This is a genomic window from Streptomyces sp. NPDC001135, assembly GCF_053598395.1.
Window position 1 is genome coordinate 151960 of the sequence record NZ_JBSFKD010000014.1, and the last position, 16362, is coordinate 168321.

General features: G+C 73.3%; 17 protein-coding genes. 13 read left to right on the top strand and 4 right to left on the bottom strand.

All coding sequences use genetic code 11. The annotated features are described in order from the left end of the window. Nucleotides 1–31 precede the first annotated feature (31 nt). Nucleotides 32–535 carry a PH domain-containing protein gene (locus ACWC94_RS19180; protein ID WP_450797820.1) on the bottom strand — a complete coding sequence of 168 codons (504 nt, stop codon included), beginning with the start codon at nucleotides 533–535 and terminating at the stop codon, nucleotides 32–34. A gap of 31 nt (nucleotides 536–566) precedes the next feature. Between ACWC94_RS19180 and ACWC94_RS19185 the strand changes: the two genes are divergently transcribed. After that, on the top strand, nucleotides 567–1718 hold the full coding sequence (locus ACWC94_RS19185) for an NADH-quinone oxidoreductase subunit D (RefSeq protein ID WP_450797821.1): 1152 nt from the start codon (nucleotides 567–569) through the stop codon (nucleotides 1716–1718). Nucleotides 1719–1778: 60 nt separating this feature from the next. Here the strand turns inward: ACWC94_RS19185 and ACWC94_RS19190 are convergent, their stop codons facing one another. Continuing rightward, nucleotides 1779–2891: an SAM-dependent methyltransferase gene (locus tag ACWC94_RS19190; protein WP_450797898.1), complete on the bottom strand. Its 1113-nt coding sequence runs from the start codon at nucleotides 2889–2891 to the stop codon at nucleotides 1779–1781. A gap of 199 nt (nucleotides 2892–3090) precedes the next feature. Here ACWC94_RS19190 and ACWC94_RS19195 point away from each other — a divergent pair, with 199 nt between their 5' ends. Then, entirely contained in the window at nucleotides 3091–4296 is a 1206-nt protein-coding gene (locus ACWC94_RS19195) for a sensor histidine kinase (protein WP_450797822.1), read from the top strand. 80 nt (nucleotides 4297–4376) lie between these two features. Beyond that, complete coding sequence (locus ACWC94_RS19200; RefSeq protein ID WP_450797823.1) at nucleotides 4377–5048, top strand: response regulator; 672 nt, start codon at nucleotides 4377–4379, stop codon at nucleotides 5046–5048. Between the two features lie 24 nt (nucleotides 5049–5072). Here the strand turns inward: ACWC94_RS19200 and ACWC94_RS19205 are convergent, their stop codons facing one another. Beyond that, the gene (locus ACWC94_RS19205) at nucleotides 5073–6176 is read right to left on the bottom strand and encodes a DUF5937 family protein (RefSeq protein WP_450797824.1); all 1104 of its coding nucleotides are present in this window, start codon (nucleotides 6174–6176) and stop codon (nucleotides 5073–5075) included. A 203-nt stretch (nucleotides 6177–6379) separates the two neighbouring features. Here ACWC94_RS19205 and ACWC94_RS19210 point away from each other — a divergent pair, with 203 nt between their 5' ends. Continuing rightward, a complete protein-coding gene (locus ACWC94_RS19210) occupies nucleotides 6380–6586 on the top strand; it encodes a hypothetical protein (protein ID WP_450797825.1) in 207 nt (68 codons plus the stop codon). Between the two features lie 30 nt (nucleotides 6587–6616). Here the strand turns inward: ACWC94_RS19210 and ACWC94_RS19215 are convergent, their stop codons facing one another. After that, on the bottom strand, nucleotides 6617–7798 hold the full coding sequence (locus ACWC94_RS19215; RefSeq protein ID WP_450797826.1) for a threonine aldolase family protein: 1182 nt from the start codon (nucleotides 7796–7798) through the stop codon (nucleotides 6617–6619). A 308-nt stretch (nucleotides 7799–8106) separates the two neighbouring features. On the opposite strand from ACWC94_RS19215, the gene ACWC94_RS19220 reads away from it, so the two are divergent. The 9 genes from ACWC94_RS19220 to ACWC94_RS19260 all read left to right on the top strand — a co-directional run bounded on the left by ACWC94_RS19220 (nucleotide 8107) and on the right by ACWC94_RS19260 (nucleotide 16200). Beyond that, on the top strand, nucleotides 8107–9054 hold the full coding sequence (locus tag ACWC94_RS19220) for a Rossmann-like and DUF2520 domain-containing protein (RefSeq protein WP_450797827.1): 948 nt from the start codon (nucleotides 8107–8109) through the stop codon (nucleotides 9052–9054). Continuing rightward, on the top strand, nucleotides 9051–10043 hold the full coding sequence (gene panC / locus ACWC94_RS19225) for a pantoate--beta-alanine ligase (RefSeq protein WP_450797828.1): 993 nt from the start codon (nucleotides 9051–9053) through the stop codon (nucleotides 10041–10043). The genes ACWC94_RS19220 and panC overlap by 4 nt, the downstream gene beginning before the upstream one ends. Continuing rightward, entirely contained in the window at nucleotides 10040–11749 is a 1710-nt protein-coding gene (locus ACWC94_RS19230; RefSeq protein WP_450797829.1) for an L-aspartate oxidase, read from the top strand. The genes panC and ACWC94_RS19230 overlap by 4 nt, the downstream gene beginning before the upstream one ends. A 28-nt stretch (nucleotides 11750–11777) precedes the next feature. Beyond that, nucleotides 11778–12755, top strand: a complete 978-nt coding sequence (nadC, locus tag ACWC94_RS19235) for a carboxylating nicotinate-nucleotide diphosphorylase (RefSeq protein WP_450797830.1) — start codon at nucleotides 11778–11780, stop codon at nucleotides 12753–12755. 5 nt (nucleotides 12756–12760) lie between these two features. Continuing rightward, complete coding sequence (locus tag ACWC94_RS19240) at nucleotides 12761–13558, top strand: type III pantothenate kinase (RefSeq protein WP_030651508.1); 798 nt, start codon at nucleotides 12761–12763, stop codon at nucleotides 13556–13558. 181 nt (nucleotides 13559–13739) lie between these two features. Continuing rightward, the gene (locus ACWC94_RS19245; protein WP_450797900.1) at nucleotides 13740–14429 is read left to right on the top strand and encodes a hypothetical protein; all 690 of its coding nucleotides are present in this window, start codon (nucleotides 13740–13742) and stop codon (nucleotides 14427–14429) included. Between the two features lie 452 nt (nucleotides 14430–14881). After that, nucleotides 14882–15061 carry a hypothetical protein gene (locus ACWC94_RS19250; protein ID WP_270082353.1) on the top strand — a complete coding sequence of 60 codons (180 nt, stop codon included), beginning with the start codon at nucleotides 14882–14884 and terminating at the stop codon, nucleotides 15059–15061. 161 nt (nucleotides 15062–15222) lie between these two features. Then, nucleotides 15223–15657, top strand: a complete 435-nt coding sequence (locus ACWC94_RS19255; RefSeq protein WP_450797831.1) for a BlaI/MecI/CopY family transcriptional regulator — start codon at nucleotides 15223–15225, stop codon at nucleotides 15655–15657. A gap of 9 nt (nucleotides 15658–15666) precedes the next feature. Further along, a complete protein-coding gene (locus ACWC94_RS19260; RefSeq protein WP_450797832.1) occupies nucleotides 15667–16200 on the top strand; it encodes an amino-acid N-acetyltransferase in 534 nt (177 codons plus the stop codon). The last annotated feature ends 162 nt before the right edge of the window (nucleotides 16201–16362 follow it).

Here is a 16362-nt window from a genome sequence, read left to right on the forward strand (position 1 = left end):
CCGTCCGCGGTGTCGTCGTGGCCGGGGGGCGTCACAGGCCCGCCGATCGTGCTTCGCCCAGCTCGGTGAGCCGGTCGCGCAGCCGTTCCGCCTCGGCCGGGGTCAGGCCGGGGATGGTGGCGTCCGTCGCGGCGGCCGCCGTGTGCAGCTGCACGGTGGCTAGCCCGAAGCGCCGCTCGACGGGCCCGGAGGTGACCTCCACCAGCTGCATCCGGCCGTACGGGACCACCGTCTCCTCGCGCCACAGGACACCGCGGCTGATCAGCAGGTCGTCCCCGCGCTCGGTGTAGCGCCACGAGCGCCAGTTGCGCTCCACCAGCTGCCAGCACCACGCGGCGAGGGCCGGCGGCAGCAGTGCGAAGGCGGCCCAGGCGGGCCCCACGAGCAGGCCCAGCAGCGACCCGACGGCCACCGTGAGCACCGCCGTCCACACGACCACGAACAGCCGCCGCACCCGGACCAGAGCGGGATGCAGCCCCCGCCACGCCGAGTCGGCCCCTGTTGTCCCGGTCTCCTCCGGGCTCCCCGTTTCCATGGGCTCAGCGTACGTAGGGGAAACTGGGGCCATGACTCCTACGACGGAGACCACGGTCGGGATCGGCGGCGCCGCGGAGAGCACCGACATGGTGCTCAACATCGGGCCCCAGCACCCGTCCACGCACGGCGTGCTGCGGCTCAGGCTCGTGCTGGACGGGGAGCGCATCGTGCGCGCGGAGCCGGTGATCGGCTATATGCACCGCGGCGCCGAGAAGCTCTTCGAGGCCCGCGACTACCGCCAGATCATCATGCTCGCCAACCGCCACGACTGGCTGTCGGCGTTCTCGAACGAGCTGGGCGTGGTCCTCGCCGTGGAGCGGATGCTCGGCATGGAGGTGCCCGGGCGGGCGGTGTGGACCCGCACGCTGCTCGCCGAGCTGAACCGGGTGCTGAACCACCTGATGTTCCTCGGGTCCTACCCGCTGGAGCTGGGCGGCATCACCCCGGTGTTCTACGCGTTCCGGGAGCGCGAGGTGCTGCAGAACGTCATGGAGGAGGTCTCCGGCGGGCGCATGCACTACATGTTCAACCGCGTCGGCGGCCTCAAGGAGGACCTGCCGGCCGGGTGGACGGCACGCGCGCGTGCCGCCGTCGCCGCCGTGCGCTCGCGCATGGACGTCTTCGACGACCTGGTGCTCGGCAACGAGATCTTCCGGGGGCGCACGCGCGGGGTCGGCGCGATGACGCCGGAAATCGTGCACGCCTACGGCGTGAGCGGGCCCATCGCGCGCGCCTCGGGTGTCGACTTCGACCTGCGCCGCGACGAGCCGTACCTGGCGTACGGCGACCTCCAGGACACGCTGAAGGTCGTCACCCGGAGCGAGGGCGACTGCCTCGCCCGCTTCGAGGTCCTGCTGGAGCAGACGCACAACGCGCTCGACCTGGCCGACGCCTGCCTGGACCGGCTCGCCGAGCTCCCGCCCGGGCCGATCAACCAGCGGCTGCCGAAGGTGCTGAAGGCGCCGGAGGGGCACACGTACGCGTGGACCGAGAACCCGCTCGGCATCAACGGCTACTACCTGGTCAGCAGGGGCGAGAAGACGCCGTACCGGTTGAAGCTGCGCTCGGCCTCGTACAACAACATCCAGGCGCTGACCGAGCTGCTGCCGGGGACGCTGGTGGCGGACATGGTGGCGATCCTGGGATCGATGTTCTTCGTGGTCGGCGACATCGACAAGTAGGCGGGCCGCGCGCGAGGGGCCGGCTGCGGACAAGGGGGCAGGCGGCGGGCAGAGGCTGGGTCAGGCGAGCGGGTCCGGGATTCCCACCGGCTGGACCAGCCAGCCGAAGTCGCCGAGGCCGCCCGGAGCGGTGAGTTCGGCGGCCTCCCCGGCGCTCGCGAGGGCGCGTAGGTAGGCGGTGGGATCCGTGGAGGCCAGCGCGAGCGGGGGGCGTGCGCCGGTGATGTCCAGGGTGTGCAGAGCGGCGCGCTGTGTGAGCAGGCGCGCGGCCGGCAGCGTGCGCGCCGCATCCGGGGGCGTGTGTGTCGGGCTCTGCGCGCTGCCCAGGGGGTCGCGCGCCGGGTCGCAAGCCGTGCGCGCTGTCTCCCCGGGCGTGCCCAGGAACGTGTGTGCCGTGGGTGCCGCCGCGCACGCGTCCAGGGCGACGTGTGCCGTGATGTCGCACGAACCGTCCGGCACGGGCGCCGTCTCGCGCCCTTCCCGGAAGCCGGTGAGGGACCCGAACGGGGGACGCGTGCCGACGGTGTGCGCATAGTCCACGGCCACCGCGAGCCCGCGCACCACCCGCTCCACCACCGACGCCCACGCCAGGTCCCGTGGCAGCCCGATCTCCGCGCGCACCCCCTCCTCCGCGGGCAGCGGCCACCAGCGCGCCAGCCAGTCCGCGTCCGCGCCGGTCACAGGGTCCCCGAGCCGCTCGCTGCCGTCGTCGGCGACGAGCACCAGCCGGGGGACTCCCGCCGGGTCGACCTCGGCGACGTCCACGGGCACGTTGTCCAGCCACTCGTTGGCGAACAGCAGCCCCGTGACGGCGGCCGGGGGTGTGCCCAGCCAGGTGATCCGTTCGTCCAGTCCGGCCGGGCGGTCGGCGAGCTCGACGGCGTACCCACGCGTGCGTGCGGCCACGTCGGCCGGCAGAGCGGCGAGCACGCCGGTGACCAGCTCGCCGCGCCCCGCCCCCATGTCCACGAAGTCCAGCACCGGGGGCCGTCCCAGCGCCTCGTCGACCCGGCACAGCAGCCGTGCCACGGCCCGCGCGAACAGCGCGGACGCGTGCACGGACGTACGGAAGTGGCCCGCCGGGCCCTCCGGGCGGCGGTAGAAGCCGCCGGGGCCGTACAGCGCCGCCTCGGTCGCCGTACGCCAGCCGCGCACGTCTGATCCGTTCCGCAGGCCGCGCCGGGCGTGCGCGCCGCGGGCGTCGTGTCCGTCGCCGGGGGACCGTTCCGCTTCCGGGGCCGTCTCATCCGTCACCGCAACAGACTAGGCGCACAGATGATCACTTCCTCCACCTTGCGGAGTACACGCGACCGGCGCGGATCGGCCCTCCGGTTGACCCCTGCACGCATCCGGTTTCCCTACGCTGGGTTACGTGCAGCGCCTCTACGACTTCCTCCGCCGCCACCCGACCGGGGTCGACACCTTCTGGGCCGTCGTCCTGTTCGGGCTGGCCGGCGTGAGCGTGGCCAATCTGGACGGGGCGCCGGGACGCCACGGGTCGGTCGCCGCGGCGATGACCGTGTCCGTCGTCCTGGGTGTCGTCGTCGCGCTGCGCCGCCGCTACCCGGAGGCGATGCTGCTGGTCGCGTGCGCGACCGGGCTGGCCCAGCTGGTCCTGGACGTGGGGACGACCCTCGCCGACTTCGCCATGCTGGTGATCACCTACACGGTCGCGGCGATCGGTGCCCGCTGGGCGTCCCGGCTGGCGCTCGCCGTCAGCTTCGCCGCGGCGGCCCTCGCGCAGATCCGCTGGCCGGTCGCGCACTCGACCCTCGCCGGGGAGGTCGCCGTGGTCGTCTTCCAGACGGTGCCCTTCGCGCTCGCCTGGGTGCTCGGTGACTCCATGCGCACCCGGCGCGCCTACTTCGCCCAGCTGGAGGAGCGCGCGGCCCGCCTGGAGAAGGAGCGCGAGGCGCAGTCGAAGGTCGCGGTGGCCGCCGAGCGCGCCCGTATCGCCCGCGAGCTGCACGATGTCGTCGCGCACAACGTGTCGGTGATGGTGGTGCAGGCGGACGGTGCCGCCTATGTCCTCGACACCGCTCCCGACCAGGCCAAGAAGGCTCTGGAGACAATCTCCTCCACCGGCCGTCAGGCCCTCGCCGAGATGCGCCGCCTGCTGGGTGTGCTGCGTACCGGCGAGCACCAGGAGAGCGGGGAGTACGTCCCCCAGCCGGACGTCGAGCAGATCGACGACCTCATCGAGCAGTGCCGCCGCTCGGGCCTCCCGGTCGACTTCAAGATCGAGGGCACCCCGCGCGCGCTGCCCAGCGGCGTGGAGCTGACCGCGTACCGGATCGTCCAGGAGGCGCTCACCAACACGCGCAAGCACGGCGGGCCCAACGCGGGCGCGAGCGTGCGGCTGGTCTACTTCGACGACGGGCTCGGCCTGCTCGTCGAGGACGACGGCAAGGGCGCCCCGCACGAGCTGTACGAGGAGGGCGGCGCCGACGGGCAGGGACACGGCCTGATCGGCATGCGCGAGCGGGTCGGCATGGTCGGCGGCACCCTGGACGCGGGCCCGCGCCCGGGCGGAGGATTCCGCATCAGCGCCCTGCTGCCGCTCAAGCCGGCGCACTGACGCAGCCGCACGCCCCCCGTTGACACCAGTAACACCGTCGCCCTGAAGCAACCCCCACCGCTCTGAACGAAAGAGGCCCGATGACGATCCGCGTGATGCTCGTCGACGACCAGGTGCTGCTGCGCACCGGATTCGGGATGGTGCTCGCCGCCCAGCCGGACATGGAGGTCGTCGCGGAGGCGGGCGACGGCGTCGAGGCCCTGCAGGCGCTGCGGTCCACAGCCGTCGACGTCGTCCTGATGGACGTCCGCATGCCGAAGCTGGACGGCGTGGAGACCACCCGGCGGATCTGCGCCGACCCCAACCCGCCCAAGGTGCTGATCCTGACCACGTTCGACCTCGACGAGTACGCCTTCTCCGGGCTGAAGGCGGGTGCCTCCGGCTTCATGCTCAAGGACGTGCCGCCCGGTGATCTGCTGGCCGCGATCCGTGCCGTGCACAGCGGCGACGCGGTTGTGGCGCCCTCCACCACCCGGCGTCTGCTGGACCGGTTCGCGCCGATGCTGCCCTCGGCCGGCAAGGAGCCGCAGCACAAGGAACTGGAGCGGCTCACCGAGCGCGAGCGCGAGGTGATGGTGCTGGTCGCACAGGGCCTGTCCAACGGTGAGATCGCGGCCCGGCTGGTGCTGAGCGAGGCGACGGTGAAGACCCATGTGGGCCGCATCCTGACCAAACTCGGCCTGCGCGACCGGGTGCAGGTCGTGGTGCTGGCCTACGAGACGGGGCTGGTGCGCGCGGGCGGGCACGGCTGACGCGGGAGCCGCACGGGCGCGGCGTCAGCGCAGGACGCCCTCGATGAAGTCGCTGCCCAGCCGGGCCACCGCCGCCAGGTCCAGCTGGTGCTGGACGTACCGTCCCCGGCGGCAGCCGGTGATCAGGCCCGCCTTCTTCAGCACCGCGAGGTGCCGGGATATCTCGGGTGCCGACATGCCGTGGGCGTCGGCCAGTTCGCCGGTGGTGTGCGGGGAGCGCGCGAGATGCCGGCACAGCCGCAACCGCACCGGGTGGGCCAGCGCCTCCAGCCGGCGCGTCAGCTGGTCGACGGACGGGGCCTGCGGTCGCGTGCCGCTCGCGGGGTAGGCGATCGAGGGCTGCCAGCCGTACCGGTGCAGGACCATCACGTGCGGCCAGCCCAGGCTCGTCGGGACGAGGACCAGGCCGCCGTCACCGGTGGCGGTGTGGCCCACCAGGAGCTTGTCGACGGTGATGAGCGCGGCCTCCTGGTCCAGCGAGACGGCTCCGGAGAGGGACGACAGGGCCTCGGCGAGGCCCTTGCGGCGCAGCAGTTCGGTCTTGTGCCGGGCGTCCGCGGCGAGCTGGGGCTGGACGCGGGCCCAGACGTCGGCGAAGAACGCCTCGTCGCAGTCGAGCATCAGCTCGCGGAACCAGGCGCGGACGGCCGGCGGATCCTCCAGCAGCCGACGCGTGAACCGCTCCTGCACGGCACCGCGCGCGGCGGCCAGTTCCAGGGAGCGACGGCGCAGCTCCGGGTCCTCGAGCGGGCTGGACTGCTGGGAGTCGTAGTGCAGCTGGCAGGTGAACTCCAGCGCCGCGGTCACGAACTGGTGGTCCGTCAGTTCGTCCAGCTGGTCCAGTTCCTCGGCGAGTGTGGCACCGGGGACCGCGCGCCCGCCGGGGATGCCCGCGAACGGCGCGAAGACGTCGGAGAACGTCGTACGCCACAGGAACTCCGCCTCGCACAGCCGGTCGGCCAGGCAGGGGTCGAGGCGGGACGAGACGGCCGTCGCCCAGCCCTGGAGACCGGGGTGGTGGCCGGGCTCGCTGAGGGCGTGCAGGGCCATCCCCAGTTCCGCCAGCGGAGAGGGCACGACGGAGACCCGGTCCGGTGGCAGTCCGGTGATGTCGATGGTCACGCTCATGCCCCCATCGTGCACCCGGCCACTGACAGTGCCGCCGTGGATTGACGACAGCCGTCAATTCACGGGACATCCGCCCTGGCCGGGGGCAGCCTGGAGGGCACCGGGGCAGCCGCGGAGCCCTGGCGGTCACCGAGTTCGCCGAGCGGTCGGTGACCAGTCCCTGGACCGAGAGTCCCGAGAACCTCCCGAGAAGGCGATCCGCCATGAGCATCACCCAGCAGTACCTCCTCGACAGCCACCGCGCCCGCGTGCTCGGCGAACCGCAGCCGCCCGCCCCGGGCCGGCACGACGTCGACCTGGTGCGTGAACTGCGCGACTACCGGCGCTTCAACGCGGTCGTCGCCGGGCGCCCGGTGCGCGGGCGTGTGCGGTACGCCCTGCGCCGGTGGCTGCGCCCGCGCGCGCTGTGATCACGGGCGCGGGCGTGCCCCGCCGCGCGGTCACCCGGCGGGCAGCCGGCGCGTGAAGTCGGCGACGGCCGCCCGTACGTCGTCCGCCGTCCACTCCAGGCCCGGCGAGCGCACGGCGACCTCGCTGAAGGACACCCCGGGGCCGCCGCGGTCCCAGGGGTTGGCGAAGAGGAACGTCCCCGTCTCCTCGGCCTGGCGCACCGCCGCCTCCATCACGACGTCCGGGTCGTACGGCAGCCAGACCTGGAAGTCGTGGGTGTGCGGCTCCTCGGGGTGCACGCGCGCCCACGGGATCCCGGCCGCGGCGAAACCCTCGCGCAGCGCGGCGGCGACCACGCGCGCGTGCCGTACGTAGTCCGGCAGCCGGGGCAGTTCGCGCTCCAGGCCGGCGAGGGCCGACAGCACGGTGGGGAACTGCTGGAAGACCATGCCGCCGTACCGGTGGCGCCACGTCTTCGCCTCCTCCACCAGCGTCCTCGGTCCGGCCAGCGCGGCGCCGCCGAAGCCGTCGAGGGACTTGTAGAACGACACGTAGACGCTGTCCGCCAGGCCCGCGATCTCCGCCAGGGGACGGCCGAGGCGGACCGTGCACTCCCACAGGCGCGCGCCGTCGAAGTGCACCACCGCGTCGCGCTCCCGCGCGGCGTCGACGACCTCGGTCAGCTCCTCCCAGGTGGGCAGCACGAAACCGGCGTCCCGAAGGGGCAGTTCCAGCATCAGCGTGCCGAAGGGCTCGTCGAAGTCGCGTATCTCGGCGGCGGTGGGCAGCCGGGGCTCACTGGTCACGCGCACCGGCCGCAACCCGCTGACCTCGCTGAACGCATGCCGTTCGTGCACCTCCGGGTGGGCCAGGGCGTGCAGGGCGACCGTGCGGTCGCCGGTGCGGCCCGCCCAGCAGCGCAGGGCCACCTGCTGGGCCATCGTGCCGGTCGGGAAGAACGCGGCGGCCTCCGTGCCGAGCAGGGCCGCGACCCGCTCCTCCAGGTCCGCCACGATTCCGTTGCCGTACATGTCCGCGGGCTGGTCCAGGTCGTACACCTCGGGTGCCGCTTCCCGGAGGGCTGCCAGCCGCTCCCGGATCGTGCGCCTGAAGCCCGGACGCGACAGCACGCGCTCCGCCTTGGCGAAGGCGACCCGGCGCCGCTCCCGCATCCGCTCCTGCGCGGACTGCTCTGCCTGCCGCTCTTCGTCCCGCTTGGCCGTATCAGTCATGGGCGGATCATGCCGCGCGGCAGGCCGGGCGGGCAGCGGGATTTCGGCGCCCGCCGGCGCCCTGAGCCCGCCGGCGCCCTGAGCCCGCGCGCCCTGAGTCCTCCGACGCCCTGAGCCGCGCGCCCCACGCCCGTGAGGGCGGGGGCCGGGGCCGGGCCCGGGGCACGGGCGTACACGCGGGCGCGGGCGTACACGTGGCGTAACCCACAGCCTGTGGACAACCGGTCGGCGCCGGATCGAGATAGCGTTAACATGACGAGAAATCGTCCGGTACCCAGAGCGGACTGGAACGGGAAGGCCGCCGTCGCGTGAGTACAGTCCACCAGCCAGACCTCAAGGACCGCCCCGCGCGGCTCACCGTCGGCGTCGTCGGCGCCGGCCGCGTGGGCCCCGCGCTCGCCGCGTCCCTGCAGCTCGCCGGGCATCGCCCGGTGGCCGTCTCGGGCGTCTCCGACGCCTCCCGGCGGCGCGCCGAGACCATGCTCCCCGACGTGCCGCTGGTGCCGCCCGCCGAGGTACTGCAGCGCGCCGACCTGGTGCTGCTCACCGTCCCCGACGACGTCCTGCCCGGCCTGGTCGCCGGCCTCGCCGAGACGGGTGCGGTGCGGCCCGGCCAGCTCCTCGTGCACACCTCCGGGCGCTACGGCGCGGGCGTCCTCGACCCCGCCCTGCGCGCGGGCGCGCTGCCGCTGGCCCTGCACCCGGCGATGACCTTCACCGGCACCCGCGTGGACGTCCAGCGCCTGGCCGGCTGCTCCTTCGGCGTCACCGCGCCCGAGGAGCTGCGGCTCGCCGCCGAGGCCCTCGTCATCGAGATGGGCGGCGAGCCCGAATGGATCAGCGAGCAGAACCGCCCGCTCTACCACGCGGCCCTCGCCCTCGGCGCCAACCACCTGGTGACCCTGGTCGCCCAGTCGATGGAGCTGCTGCGCACGGCGGGCGTCGGGGCGCCCGACCGGATGCTCGGCCCGCTGCTCGGCGCCGCCCTGGACAACGCGCTGCGCTCCGGCGACCTCGCGCTCACCGGGCCCGTCGCGCGCGGGGACGCCGGCACGGTCGCCGCGCACATCACCGAGCTGCGCCGGCACGCCCCGCAGACCGTCGCGGGCTACGTCGCGATGGCCCGCGCGACCGCCGACCGGGCGCTCGCGCACGGCCTGCTGAAGCCCGAACTCGCCGAGGACCTGCTCGGCGTCCTGGCCGACGGCGCCGACGGCACGAACGGCACTCACGGCACCGAGGGGAACGACCGATGACCACCGCCCTGCTGAGCACCGCCGACGAGCTCCACGCGCGCGTGCGCCGCGGCCGCCGCGCGGTCGTGATGACCATGGGCGCCCTGCACGAGGGCCACGCCACCCTGATCCGCACGGCGCGCGAGATCGCGGGACCGGACGGCGAGGTCGTCGTCACCGTCTTCGTCAACCCGCTGCAGTTCGGCGCCGGTGAGGACCTGGACCGCTATCCGCGCACGCTCGACGCCGACCTGAAGCTCGCCGGGCAGGCCGGTGCGGACGCGGTGTTCGCGCCGTCCGTGGACGAGGTCTACCCCGGCGGCGCCCCCCAGGTCCGGATCACCGCCGGCCCCATGGGCGAACGCCTGGAGGGCGCCTCGCGGCCCGGCCACTTCGACGGCATGCTCACCGTCGTCGCCAAACTGCTGCACCTGACCCGCCCCGACGTGGCGCTGTACGGCCAGAAGGACGCCCAGCAGCTGGCTCTGATCCGGCGCATGGTGCGGGACCTGAACTTCGGCGTCGAGATCGTCGGCGTACCGACCGTGCGCGAGGAGGACGGGCTCGCCCTGTCCAGCCGCAACCGCTACCTCTCGCCCGACGAGCGCCGTACCGCGCTCGCGCTGTCCGGCGCGTTGTTCGCGGGCCGCGACCGGCACGCCGCGCAGGAGGCGCTGCGCGCGCGTGCCCGCGAAGTGCCCTCCACGCACGCGCGTGCCGAGGCGCTGAGCGCCCTCGGGGAGTCCCGCGCGGCCGCCGACGCGCACGCGGTCGCCACGGCGTCCCCCGGCGGCCCGGCGGCCGTCCGCGCGGCCGCACGGCAGGTCCTGGACGAGGCCGCGCGCCTCGCCCCGCCCCTCGCGCTGGACTACCTGGCCCTCGTCGACCCGTCCGACTTCACCGAGATCGGTGACGACTTCACCGGCGAGGCCGTCCTCGCCGTCGCCGCCCGGGTCGGCACGACCCGGCTGATCGACAACCTCCCTCTCACCTTCGGAGCCGCCTCGTGACCAGCACAGGCACCAGCACAGGCATACGACTGCACGCGCCCGCACCCGGGTGGTCCATCTCCGCGGACGTGGTCGTCGTCGGCTCCGGGGTGGCCGGTCTGACCGCGGCCCTGCGCTGCGAGGCCGCGGGCCTGACGACCGTCGTCGTCACCAAGGCCCGCCTGGACGACGGCTCCACGCGCTGGGCGCAGGGCGGTATCGCCGCGGCGCTCGGCGAGGGCGACACGCCCGAACAGCACCTCGGGGACACCCTGGTCGCCGGCGCCGGCCTGTGCGACGAGGAGGCCGTACGGATCCTCGTCACCGAGGGCCCCGACGCCGTGCGGCGGCTGATCTCCACCGGCGCCCACTTCGACACCGACGACGAGGGCGACATCCACCTCGGCCGCGAGGGCGGCCACCACCGGCGCCGGATCGCGCACGCGGGTGGCGACGCGACCGGCGCGGAGGTCTCCCGGGCGCTCGTGGAGGCGGTACGCGCGCGTGGGCTGCGCACCATCGAGAACGCGCTCGTGCTGGACCTGCTCACCGACGCCGAGGGCCGTACGGCCGGTGTCACGCTGCACGTGATGGGCGAGGGCCAGCACGACGGCGTGGGCGCCGTGCACGCCCCCGCGGTGGTGCTCGCGACCGGCGGCATGGGGCAGGTGTTCACCGCGACCACCAACCCGTCGGTGTCGACCGGTGACGGCGTCGCGCTGGCGCTGCGCGCGGGCGCCGAGGTCAGCGACCTGGAGTTCGTCCAGTTCCACCCGACCGTGCTGTTCCTCGGCCCGGACGCCGAGGGCCAGCAGCCGCTGGTGTCCGAGGCGGTGCGCGGCGAGGGCGCCCACCTGGTCGACGCCGACGGCGTGCGCTTCATGGTCGGGCAGCACGAGCTGGCCGAGCTGGCGCCGCGGGACATCGTCGCCAAGGGCATCCTGCGGCGGATGCTGGAGCAGGACGCCGAGCACATGTTCCTCGACGCCCGGCACTTCGGCGCCGAGATGTGGGAACGCCGCTTCCCGACCATCCTGGCCGCCTGCCGCGCCAACGGCATCGACCCGGTCACGGAGCCCATCCCGATCGCCCCGGCCGCCCACTTCGCCTCCGGAGGCGTCCGCACCGACGCGCAGGGACGCACGACCGTGCCCGGCCTGTACGCGTGCGGCGAGGTCGCCTGCACCGGCGTGCACGGCGCGAACCGGCTCGCCTCCAACTCCCTCCTCGAAGGCCTCGTCTACGCCGAGCGGATCGCCGCCGACATCGCCGCCGCGCAGGCGGAGAACGGCCTCCACGCGCGCGTGCCCCAGCCCGTCCCGGACCCCGAGAAGCCGGAGCACCCGCTGCTCGCCCCCGAGGCCCGGTTCGCCATCCAGCGGATCATGACCGAGGGCGCGGGCGTGCTGCGCTCGGAGGACTCCCTCGCGAAGGCCGCCGGGCAGCTCCAGCAGCTGCACAGCGAGGCCCGTGACGCCCTCGACGAGAACGGCAAGACCGCCGAGCCCGGCGTCGACACCTGGGAGGCCACCAACCTCCTGTGCGTCGCCCGCGTCCTGGTCGCCGCCGCGCGGATGCGCGAGGAGACCCGCGGCTGCCACTGGCGCGAGGACAGCCCCGAGCGCGACGACACCCACTGGCGGCGGCACATCGTCGTACGGCTGAACCCCGACCGGTCGCTGGCCGTGCACACCACCGACACCGCAGACTTCCCCCCTACCCGGTAACACCCAGCGCCCAGGAGCAGTGACGAACGTGAGCACCGACGACCTTCCCCTCGCCCCCGCCGGCGGCTGCGGCGACGGCTGCGCCTGTGGCGCCGAGGGCGACGAGGAGTACCTGGAGAGCGGGCTCGACCCCGCGCTCGCCGAGCTGCTGGCCGCCGCCGGGCTCGACCCGATCGAGGTCGAGGACATCGCCAACGTGGCCATCCAGGAGGACCTGGACGGCGGCGTGGACGTGACGACCGTCGCGACCATCCCCGAGGAGGCCGTCGCCACCGGCGACTTCACCGCGCGCGAGGCGGGCGTCGCGGCGGGCCTCAGGGTTGCCGAGGCCGTGCTCTCCGTGGTCTGCACGGACGAGTTCGAGGTCGAGCGGCACGTCGAGGACGGCGACCGGATCGAGGCCGGGCAGAAGCTGCTGTCGGTCACGACACGCACGCGTGACCTGCTGACCGCCGAGCGCAGCGCGCTGAACATCCTGTGCCGCCTGTCCGGCATCGCGACCGCCACGCGCGCGTGGGCGGACGCGCTGGAGGGCACCAGGACGCGGGTGCGGGACACCCGTAAGACGACTCCCGGGCTGCGCTCGCTGGAGAAGTTCGCCGTCCGCTGCGGCGGCGGCGTCAACCACCGCATGTCGCTGTCCGACGCGGCCCTGGTGAAGGACAACCACGTGGTCGCCGCCGGTGGTGTCGCGCAGGCCTTCAAGGCCGTACGGGAGCAGTTCCCGGAGGTGCCGATCGAGGTCGAGGTCGACACCCTGCACCAGCTGCGCGAGGTGGTCGAGGCGGGCGCGGACCTGATCCTGCTGGACAACTTCACGCCCGACGAGTGCGCGGAGGCCGTCGGGATCGTCCGCGGCCGGGCCCTGCTGGAGGCCTCCGGGCGGCTGACGCTCGACATCGCGCGCGTGTACGCCGACACGGGCGTGGACTTCCTGGCCGTCGGCGCGCTCACCCACTCCTCGCCGATCCTGGACATCGGCCTGGACCTGCGCGAGGCGGAGTAACGGCCATGCTGCTCACGATCGACGTCGGCAACACGCACACCGTCCTCGGGCTGTTCGACGGCGAGGACATCGTCGAGCACTGGCGCATCTCCACGGACGCGCGCCGCACGGCGGACGAGCTGGCGGTGCTGCTGCAGGGCCTGATGGGCATGCACCCGCTGCTCGGCGAGGAGCTGGGCGACGGCATCGACGGCATCGCGATCTGCGCGACGGTCCCGTCGGTGCTGCACGAGCTGCGCGAGGTCACGCGGCGCTACTACGGCGACGTTCCCGCCGTCCTCGTCGAGCCGGGCGTGAAGACCGGCGTGCCGATCCTCACCGACAACCCCAAGGAGGTCGGCGCGGACCGGATCATCAACGCGGTCGCGGCCGTCGAGCTGTACGGCGGCCCGGCGATCGTCGTCGACTTCGGTACGGCGACCACGTTCGACGCGGTCTCCGCGCGCGGGGAGTACGTGGGCGGCGTCATCGCGCCCGGCATCGAGATCTCCGTGGAGGCGCTCGGCGTCAAGGGCGCGCAGCTGCGGAAGATCGAGGTGGCCCGGCCGCGCAGCGTGATCGGCAAGAACACCGTCGAGGCCATGCAGGCCGGCATCGTGTACGGCTTCGCGGGGCAGGTCGACGGGGTCGTCAGCCGGATGGCGCGGGAGCTCGCCGACGACCCGGACGACGTCACGGTGATCGCCACGGGCGGGCTCGCGCCGATGGTGCTGGGGGAGTCGTCGGTGATCGACGAGCACCAGCCGTGGCTGACGCTGATCGGGCTGCGCCTGGTGTACGAGCGGAACGTCTCGCGGCTGTGAGGTGACCGGCGCCCCGAGCGCCGGTTCCCTCGTTCACGCGCGCGTATGTCGTGCCGTGTCCGTGGCCCCGGTCGGGGGAAACCGGGAGCGACACGCGTCGAAAAAACATCCCGATCCGTCACTTTTGTCCGATTAGCGGTAGCGTCGCCGCATGCCCACGCCATACGGATCCCGCGGCGGCATGGCGTTCGGCGTGGAGGAGCTGCGCGTGCTCCGCCGTGCCCTCGCCCTCGCCCTTCACCCCGGCCAAGCGTCCGCCGAGGACGTCAAGGACTGTTTCCGGCTCGCAGAGTCGCTCGACGAGGCGATGCGCGAGGGGGCGAGACTGCGCGCTTTCCTGGTGGCCGACCTCGGCCGGTACCGGGCCGCGCTGCCGGGTACCGCCGCGGGCTACCTCACCCTTCTGGAGGAGGCGCTGGGGGCCGGACACCGGCCGGTGCCGGACGATCTCGCCGCACTGCGGGCGCTGCGCGGCAACCCGGTGGCGGCCGCGCTGCTGGACCGCTGCCAGGCGCTGGCCGAGCAGGACGTACGGGCCCGGTTCGCGCAGGGCGCGCGCAAGGTGCCCGCACCCGCTGTGCCCCCCTCACGCACCCGTCTGCTGGCCCTTCCGGGCGGCGGGGCGGACTCCGGGGCGCGACAGGCCGAGGAGTCGCAGAAACCGGCGCAGAAGCCCGCACAGAATCCCGCGACGAAGCCGGCGCCCAAGCCGGGGCCGGCACCCGCGGAGCGGCCCGCCACGGAGCCGGCCGCGCCGAAGCGGCCCATCCCGACGCCGGGCGAGGTCTTCCCGCGCCGCAAGCCGACGCCTCCGACGCCTCCGGCCGATCCGGCGGATCCGGCCGAGAGCCGCCAGCTGGCCGCCGGCTGAGCCTCGCGCCCGGTCCTTGCGCGAGGGCGCGGCGCGTCTTCGGGTGCGGGTGCGGGTGCGGGTGCGGGTGCGGGTGCGCTGGGGGCGCCCGGCCTCCGGCCGGGTCGGGTTCCCGCACGCACCACCCGTGCGGCCGTCGTCGTCGGGCGCGGGTGCCCCGGTGGGGCACGAGCACCGCCGGCGGCTGCGGGTACATCCGGGCAAGGGAGCCGCCGGTGGACGCGGGGTGGCGCTCGGACAGGGTCCGCCGCTGTCGGGCTTCGGGGCGGGTCGGTGTCGGCGGTGCGGGGGCGTCGTGGTCGGGCTTCGGGGCGGGTCGGCGTCGGCGGGTGTGGGGGTGGTGTTCGGTGGGGGTGCGTCGGACTCGGTGGTGCGGGTGGTTTTCGGCGGGGGCCCGGGCGGTTCGCGTACCCCGTACCTTTCGCCCGGTGCCTCGTGGCTACTCTGGGGGCATGGACTACGTCTCCGCGCTCGTGCCTCCGGTCGTGATGGCCGTGTTCTTCATCGGTGTGGTCAGGGTGATCGTGAAGACCCAGGGCGGGGCCGCCAAGGCCAAGGAGGACGCCGCCGTCGACGCGGCCCTCGCCCGCGCCGAGGGTGCACGTCAGGCCTCCGCCGGCGGCGACGCCTGAGTCGGTCTGCCGGGCGGGCGTCATCCCGATGCGGCTTCGAGTCGTACGCCCTTTTTGTTCCTATTCGCGGGCTTAGTGCACGTCCGGCACGCCATTGCCGTGATCTCCCACTATTGTTCTGAGTTGTGCCTCGCCCATTGGGAGAACTCGAAGACGCGGTCATGACGCGGGTGTGGAAGTGGAACCGCCCGGTGACCGTTCGAGAAGTCCTGGAAGACCTCCAGCAGGAACGCTCCATCGCGTACACCACCGTGATGACCGTTTTGGACAATCTCCATCAGAAGGGCTGGGTCCGCCGCGAGGCGGAAGGGCGGGCCTATCGATATGAGGCCGTCTCGACACGGGCCGCGTACGCCGCCGCCCTCATGAACGACGCCTGGTCGCAGAGCGACAACCCCGCCGCCGCACTCGTCGCCTTCTTCGGGATGATGAGCGAGGAACAGCGCCAGGCCCTTCGCGACGCCGTACGCATCGTCCAGGGTCCGGAAACCGTTCAGGCCCCCGAACCGCGGCAGCGGGAAGCCGCGCAACAGCAGGCCCCCGGAGCCCGGCAAGAGGAGAACCCCGGCTCGGCCGGGGCCGCGGACGGGCGATAGCGTCCGCTCATGTCAGCAGAGCGTCCTGAAGTCTCCGCAAAAGCCATCACCGTCCGGCGCGCCCGCACCGGCGATGTCCCGGCCGTGCGCCTCCTCCTCGACGCCTACGCCCGCGACCGCATCCTGCTCGACAAAGCCACGGTCACGCTTTACGAGGACATCCAGGAGTTCTGGGTCGCGGAACGCGACGACAACGCCGAGGTGGTCGGCTGCGGCGCGCTGCACGTCATGTGGGAGGACCTCGCGGAAGTCCGCACTCTCGCGGTGAAGCCCGGCCTCAAGGGTGCCGGCGTCGGCCATCAGTTGCTGGAGAAGTTGCTGCAGACCGCGCGCTGGCTCGGCGTTCGCCGGGTTTTCTGCCTGACCTTCGAAGTGGACTTCTTCGGGAAGCACGGCTTCGTGGAGATCGGGGAGACGCCGGTCGACACCGATGTGTACGCGGAGCTCTTGCGTTCCTATGACGAGGGCGTCGCGGAGTTCCTGGGTCTCGAACGAGTGAAACCGAACACCTTGGGCAACAGCCGGATGCTTCTGCATCTGTGATCGTCATTGCCCCGGTTCCCTATGTCCGAAACGCGCATGTTTCCGGACGGAGGCGGTCCGGCGGTCCTCTACCGGTCCTCTCCCAGGGGTTTGTGTTTTTCCGGCAAAAGCGGTTTGCTTTCCGACGTACTGCAGTACTGCATATAACAGGGGCGGCGAAAC